At 66.8% G+C, this 8,086-nt stretch carries 1 protein-coding gene; it reads right to left on the bottom strand.

Translation table 11 applies throughout. The annotated features are described in order from the left end of the window. The coding region (locus OQ789_RS25490; RefSeq protein ID WP_324689164.1) for a non-ribosomal peptide synthetase at nt 1-8,086 on the bottom strand (8,086 nt) is incomplete at both ends.

The following is an 8,086-nucleotide window of genomic DNA, read 5'->3' as shown; positions in this document are numbered from 1 at the left end:
ATCGACCCCCATCGCCGTAATCGGGCGCGGGCAGGGCGCGTTTGTCGAGTTTGCCGTTGACCGTCAACGGCAACTCCCCAATCGCCACCACCGCCGCCGGCACCATCCACCCCGGCAACCGCTCAACTAACACCGCGCGTGCCTCGCCCGGATCGGCAGTTCCGGTGAGATAGCCGACCAGCCGCTTATCCCCCGGGCGATCCTCACGGGCGATCACCACCGCCTGCTCGACCCCGGGCACGGCAGCCAGCGCCGCCTGCACCTCACCCAACTCGATCCGATACCCGCGGATCTTCACCTGCTCGTCGACCCGCCCCCCATATACCAACTGCCCATCAGCACCCCACGACACCAGGTCCCCGGTGCGATACATCCGCGCACCCGGCCCCCCGAACGGGCACGCCACAAACCGTGACGCGGTCAACCCCGCCCGGCGCCAATACCCAACCCCCACACCACGACCCGCCAGGTAGAGCTCGCCCACGACCCCGGGTGATACCGGGCGCATCCAGGCGTCCAACACGAAGAATGCCGCCCACGTCACCGGCGAACCGATCGACGGCGACCCTGACCCTGCTGTCAGCGGCGCGCTCTTGGACAACCACATCGTGGTTTCGGTCGGGCCGTAGACGTTGACCATCACACGGCCGGGCGCCCACCGATCCACCAGCTCCGTCGGACACGGTTCGGCGCCGATCACCAACGCTGTGGAATCCAAACCTTCGGTCGACAGCACGCCGACGGCCGACGGGGTCTGGGTCAACACGGTGACTCGCTCACGAACCAATAAGGCGTGGAACTCTTCTGGCGAACGAGTCACCGGCTCGGGCACCACCACCAACCGCCCACCACCAAGCAACGCCGCCCAGATCTCCCACACCGAGAAATCGAACGCATACGAATGACACTGCGACCAGACCTGCCCCGGTGCCAGCGGGACGCCGATTTCCAGTGCGTCGAACAGCTGGGCGACGTTGTGGTGAGTGACGGTGACGCCTTTCGGCACGCCCGTGGTTCCCGAGGTGTAGATCAGGTGCGCAAGTTCGTCGGGTCCCGGCGCCGGCAGTCCCGTGTTTGGGTGGGCATGGATTTCAGGGTCATCGACATCGATAACCAGCAGCCCGTGCCCGCGCAGCCGCTCGGCCAGGGCGGCGGTGGTGACGCCGGCAATCGGCGCGGCGTCGTCGAGCATGAAGGTGATGCGCGCGTCGGGCATCGTCGGGTCGATCGGCAGGTACGCCGCCCCGGCCTTCAGCACGGCCAGGATCGCCACGATCGCGTCGGCCGAGCGAGGCAACAGCAGAGCCACGAACGCGCCGGGACCCGCGCCGGCACCAATCAGATAGTGCGCCAACTGATTCGACGCATCCTCCAGCTCCCGATACGTCATCGAGAGGCCACCGCAGGTAAGTGCCACCGCGTCAGGTGCGGCAGCGACGTGGGCGGTGAACAACGTTGGAATCGACACCGGTGTCGCGGGCCGGTTCAATACCGCCCGGTTCCCCCACCGATCCAGGAGCGCGTGTTCGACGGAATCCAGCGCGTCCAGGGATGACAACCGCCGGGTGGGATCGGTGGTCAACGCCGCCAGCACCCGATGGAAGCGCGTGACAATCGTTTCGGCGCTTGAGTTGTCGAACACCTCGGTGTCGTATTCGACGCGCAGGCTCAGTTCGCGACCGGCTACGGCCTGAACCGTCAGCGGATAGTCGGTGGATTCACGGTTGGTGAACGCGGTGACGTTTAACCCGTCGATGGCGGCTAACGCCGCGGCGTCGATCGGGTAGTTCTCCAACACGAACAGGGTGTCGAACAGCTGGTCCTGGCCGGTGATCCGGTGGATCTCGGTGAGCGGCAAATGTTGATGCTCAACTGTCCCGTTGTGTGCCCGTTGCAGTTGGTCGATCAGGTCGGTCGTGGTGCCCGCCGCCGTGAGGTGGGCGCGGACCGGCACGGTGTTGATCAACAACCCCACCATCGACTCCGCGCCCGGCACCTCGGCGGGCCGCCCCGAAACCACGGCACCGAAGGCCACATCATGCTGGCCGGTCAGCGAGGCCAGCAACACCGCCCAACCGGCCTGCAACACCGTATTGATCGTGGTGTGACACGAACGGGCTAAATCCCCAATGGCACAGGTGATCTCGGCCGGCATCAGATAAGACAGCACACCCCGCGGTCCCGATTGCGCCCGCCCCGGCGCACCACCCACCAATGTCGGGGACTCAAACCCGGCCAACACCGTGCGCCACGCCACTCGAGCAGCCTCGAGGTCCCGCTCGGCCAGCCACGTGACAAACCGGCGATACGGAACCGGCGCGGGCAACCGCTGCCCCTGATAACCGGCGAACATCTCCGCCAGCAGGATCGGTAACGACCACCCGTCGAGCACAATGTGGTGCGCCGTCACCAGGATGCGGTGGCTGTCGGGTCCGGTGCGCAGCGCCGCCACCCGAAACGCCGGCTGATCCCCCAGCACACACACCGCGACACGCTCGGCCGCGCACACCTGCTCCGCGGCATCGGCACTGTCGGCGGTGTCGAGTTCGACGTAGCGCCAGGGCACCACCGGGTTGGCCGGGATGATCTGGACGGGTTGGTCGAACTGGGTGCAGAACCGGGCCGCCAGATGCGGGTGGCGCGCGATCACCGTGTGCACCGCCGCGCGCAGCCGCTCGGCATCCAACGGGCCCGCGATGCTCAGATCGAGCTGCACCGCATACACATCATCGGCGCCCCCGGTGGTACTGGCATGAAACAACAACCCCTGCTGCAACGGGGTCAACGGCAACACATCAGCGATGTCGTACTGCCGCGACAACTCATCGAGCTGGACCTGGGTCAACCGGGCCGGAACAACATCCGACGGGCTCAACCCACCCCCACCACCGCGCACGTGCGCACAAATCCCGGCCAACGCCTCAAACCACAACCGCCCCAACCGCTCAACCTGGGTCGCATCAAGCACCGATTGCGCCCACGTCCAATTCGCGTGCAACACCGGACCCGCCTCAGACTCCGCGGTACCGGCGTTCACCGTCACGGTGTAGGCCAGCGGAGTAGGCACCGCCGCCACCGCCCCGGTCAACGCCACACCCGGCGCGCTGATCCGCCAAAACTCCTCCGACAACTCCGCAGCCGCCGCACCCAACCGACCCAAATAGTTGAACCCGATCACCGGCTCGGACTCGCCGAGCACCACCTCCGGATTCAAGTAGCGCAACAACCCATAACTGAGCGGATCAGGCAACCCCCGCAGCTGCTCCTTACCCGCCTTGACCACCGCCCCCAACGCGGCATCCCCCGCCATCACCTGCGCCCACGACAACCCCCCCACCGACAACGCCACCGGATAAATCGCGGTGAACCAACCCACCGTGCGGGTCAAATCCACCCCGGCGGCCACCTCCTCATCACGGCCGTGACCCTCCACATCGATCCCCACCGACCCATCCCCGAGACCCATAAACTCCGCCCACGCCAACCCGAACGCGATCACCAACACGTCCTGAATTCCGGCATGAAACGCCGCGGGCACCTCACCCAACAACATCCGCGTCGTCGCCACATCCAACTCCACCGACCACGACCCCGCACTGGCGAACGTATCCACCGCCGGGCGCGGCCCCGCCACCACCGCCGGGACCGCCGTCACCGCACGCCAAGTCTCGGCCTGAGCCACCACCTCGCGGTGGCGCGCCCGCTCCGCCAACAGCGCCGACCACCGCACAAACGACGTCCCACCCGCGGCTAACGCGATCGGCTGCCCGCTATGATGCTGCGCCCACGCAATATTGAGGTCTTCCAACAGGATTCGCCAGGACACCCCGTCGACGGCCAGGTGGTGAATGATCAACGCCAACTCGCCCGTCGTCCGCGCCCACACCACGCGCACCATCGCCCCTGCCGCCGGATTCAGCCCCGACCGCGCCGCCACCACCGCCGCCTCCGACAACACCTCCACCGCCTGCACGCACCCCCCGGCATCGACCGCACTGGCCTCGGGCACCGTCAACGACCAACCCTCGGGCCCGTCCACCACACGCGCCCGCAACATCGCATGCCGATCCAGCAACGCCTGCAACACCACCACCACATCGGACTCGCTCACCCCGGCCGGGGCCTGCACCACCATGGTCTGGTTGAACTGATCCGTGGGACCCTCAAAGGCGTTCAGCCAGCGCATGATCGGGGTCGCCACCACCGACCCCACCCCGGCATCGACCACCGCAGCGGCGTCATCGGCCACCTTGGTCACCCACGCCAACCGGGCCACCGTCTGCTCCACAAACACATCACGCGGCCCACACACCAACCCCGCCGCCCGCGCCCGAGCCACCACCTGCATCGACAGAATGGAATCCCCACCCAAGTCGAAGAACGAATCGTCGATACCCACCCGCTCCACACCCAACACCTGGGCGTAGATACCGGCCAGGATCTCCTCGGTCACGGTCGACGGTGCGCGGTACCGACCGGCATCGCCGTACTCCGGTGCGGGCAGGGCACGAGTGTCGAGCTTGCCGTTGACCGTCAACGGCAACTCCGCGATCGCCACCACCGCGGCCGGCACCATGTAGGCGGGCAGCCGCTCGGCCAACACCGCACGCGCACCCGCCGGATCCGCCGTCCCGGTCACATACCCCACCAGCCGCTTATCCCCCGGCCGGTCCTCGCGGGCGATCACCACCGCCTGCTCGACGCCGTCCACTGCGGCCAGGGCGGCCTGGACTTCGCCGAGTTCGATGCGATACCCGCGGATCTTGACCTGCTCATCAACACGCCCGACATACCGCAACTGCCCATCGGCACCCCACGAGACCAGATCCCCGGTGCGATACATCCGCGTCCCCGCGCCCCCGAACGGACACGCCATAAACCGCGACGACGTCAACCCCGCCCGGCCCCGATACCCCACCCCCACACCACAACCCGCCACATACAACTCCCCCACCACGCCCGCCGGGACCGGACGCAACCACTCATCAAGCACAAACAACGCGGCCCCGGGCACGGGCGCACCGATCGGCACCACCCCGGGTGTCAGCGGCGCACTGATCGCCACGCACATCGTGGTCTCGGTCGGGCCGTAGGCGTTGACCATCACCCGCCCGGGCGCCCACCGGTCCACCACATCGACCGGGCAGGCCTCACCGACGACCACCAATGCCGTCGACTCCAACCCCTGCGGAGACAACGCCGCAACCGCCGAGGGTGTCTGGGTCAACACCGTGACACGTTCACGAATCAGCAAGGCATGAAACTCTTCTGGCGCGCTTACGACCGCTTCGGGCACGATCACCAGCCGTCCCCCGCGCAGCAGCGCGCCGAAGATCTCCCACACCGAAACATCGAATGCCAACGAATGACAAAGCGGCCATACACCGGGGGACGGCAGGCCGGCATCCAATGACGCCAGCAGTTGGGTCACGTTGCCGTGGGTGATGGCCACGCCCTTGGGTGTGCCGGTGGTGCCCGAGGTGTAGATCAGGTAAGCGATGTCCTCGGGGGCCGGCGCCGCGAGTGGCGTGTTGGGGCAGGCCTCGATGTCAGGATCATTGAGATCGATCACCGAGATGTCATAATTGTCCAGCCGGTCGGCCAGCGTGGCGGTGGTGAGCACCGCGATCGGCGCGGCGTCGTCGAGCATGAAGGCGATCCGTGAATCGGGCTGCGCGGGATCCAGGGCGAGGTAGGCCGCCCCTGTCTTCACGACGGCCAGGATCGCCATCACGGCCTGCGGCGAGCGCTCCACCAACAACGCGACACACCCGCCCGCGCCGGCACCATCACCAATCAGGTAGTGCGCCAACTGATTCGACGCCTCATCCAGCTCCCTATACGTCAGGGTCTGGTCGGCGAAACTGACCGCCACCGCCTCAGGTGTGCCGGCCACGTGAGCACCGAACAACACCGGAATCGACGACGACACCGACGCGGGCTGGTCCAACACCGCCCGGTTGCCCATCGCCTCCAGCTCGGCGCGCTCACCGGCCTCGAGCGCCCCAATACGCGAGAGTCGCAGCGCGGGATCGCCCACCATCTCCTCGAGCACCTGCTGTAACCGATTGACTAATGCCTCGATGGTGTCGGGGTCGAACACATCGGTGCGGAACTCGACCGACCCGCCAATACCGGCCGGCTCCCCATCGGCAGACCAACGCGGCGCCAACGACACCGACACATCCATCCGCGCGGTCTTTGCATCCAGCGCGATCTCGCTGACCCGCTGCTCCAACGCCAGCGCCAACCCGGCAGCCGGATCCGCGTGTTGCCAGTTCTGCCAAGCCAACATCACCTGCACCACCGGGTGATGACTCAAACTCCGCACCGGATTGAGCTGCTCCACCAACACCTCAAACGGCACATCCTGATGTTCAAACGCCGCCAAACTGCGCCCCCGCACCTGACCCACCAACTCCGCCACACTGGGATCGCCGGCCAAATCCACCCGCAACACCAACGTGTTCACGAAAAACCCGACCAACCCCTCCAGCGCGGGATCCCCGCGCCCCGCAATCGGAAACCCGATCGCCACATCCCGACCCGCACCCAGCTTGGACAACACCACCGCCAACGCCGCCTGAATCACCATGAAGCTGCTCGCCTGATACTCCCGCGCCAGCCCCGCAATCCCGTGCTGCAACCCCGCCGGCCAGTCCACCGCCACCGCCGCACCCCGCTGATCAGCGATCACCGGATACGGCCGATCCGTAGGCAACACCACCCGCTCGGGCAACCCCGCCAAAGCCCGCTCCCAATACCCCACCTGAGTCGCGATCACACTGCCGGGATCATCAAGATCCCCGAACTGCTCACGCTGCCACAACGTGTAATCCACATACTGCACCGGCAATTCGGCCCACCCCGGCACGCCACCACGGCGCCGCGCCCCGTACGCGACCCCTAGATCGGCCACCAACGGCCCCAACGACCACCCATCCGCGGCGATATGATGCACCACCGCCACCAACACATGCTCATCGACGGCGACACGGAAAAGCCGGGCCCGCAAGGGGATTTCGGTCGCCAAGTCAAACCGGTAACCCGCCACCGCCGCGATCGCCCCATCGAGTTTCTGGTCCGACCAGCCGGTCGCATCCACCACTCGCCACCCGAAATCGGCGCGCTGCACCGACACCAACATCTGCTGTGGAATCCCATCGACCGCATCGAACACGGTGCGCAACGATTCGTGGCGGCCCACCACATCGACCAGCGCCGCCCCCAACGCCTCCGCGTCCAGTTCGCCCTCGAGCCGCAACGCCACCGCCATGTTGTAGGCCGGCGAGGGCCCCTGCAACTGATCGATAAACCACAACCGCGACTGCGCAAACGACAACGGCACCACCGCCGGACGCGCCATCGGCTTCAACGGCTCAAGCCCACCCCCACCCGAACCGACATGCGCTGCCAACCCCGCCACCGTCGGCGCGTCGAACACCGCTCGCACCGAAATACCGCCACGTACAACGGAATTGGCCGCCGCGACCAGACGGGTCGCCGACAACGAATCCCCACCCAAATCGAAAAACGAGTCATCCACCCCCACCCGCTCCACACCCAACACCTGGGCATAGATACCCGCGAGGATCTCCTCAGTAGCCGTGGCCGCAGCCCGATACCGACCGACAACGCCGTACTCGGGTGCGGGCAAGGTGCGTTTGTCCAGCTTGCCGTTCACCGTCAACGGCAGGTCCTCAATGGCCACGATCGCGGCCGGCACCATATACCCCGGCAACCGCTCCGCCAACGCCGCACGCACCCCGACCGGATCGGCCGTCCCGGTCACATACCCCACCAGGCGCTTATCACCGGGGTGGTCCTCGCGGGCGATCACCACCGCTTGCTCGACCCCATCCAACCCGGCCAACGCCGCCTGGACTTCGCCGAGTTCGATGCGATATCCGCGGATCTTGACCTGCTCGTCGGAGCGCCCCACATACCGCAGTTCTCCATCAACACCCCACAACACCACATCCCCGGTGCGATACATCCGAGTTCCCGCGCCCCCGAACGGACACGCCACAAACCGCGACGACGTCAACCCCGCCCGACCCACATAACCGACACCCACAGCACAACC

The sequence above is a fragment of the Mycobacterium sp. 94-17 genome (assembly GCF_035617725.1).
Classification (GTDB): Bacteria; Actinomycetota; Actinomycetes; order Mycobacteriales; family Mycobacteriaceae; genus Mycobacterium.
Note: the sequence above shows the minus strand (reverse complement) of the source record. Positions and strands in the feature narration are given on the sequence as shown.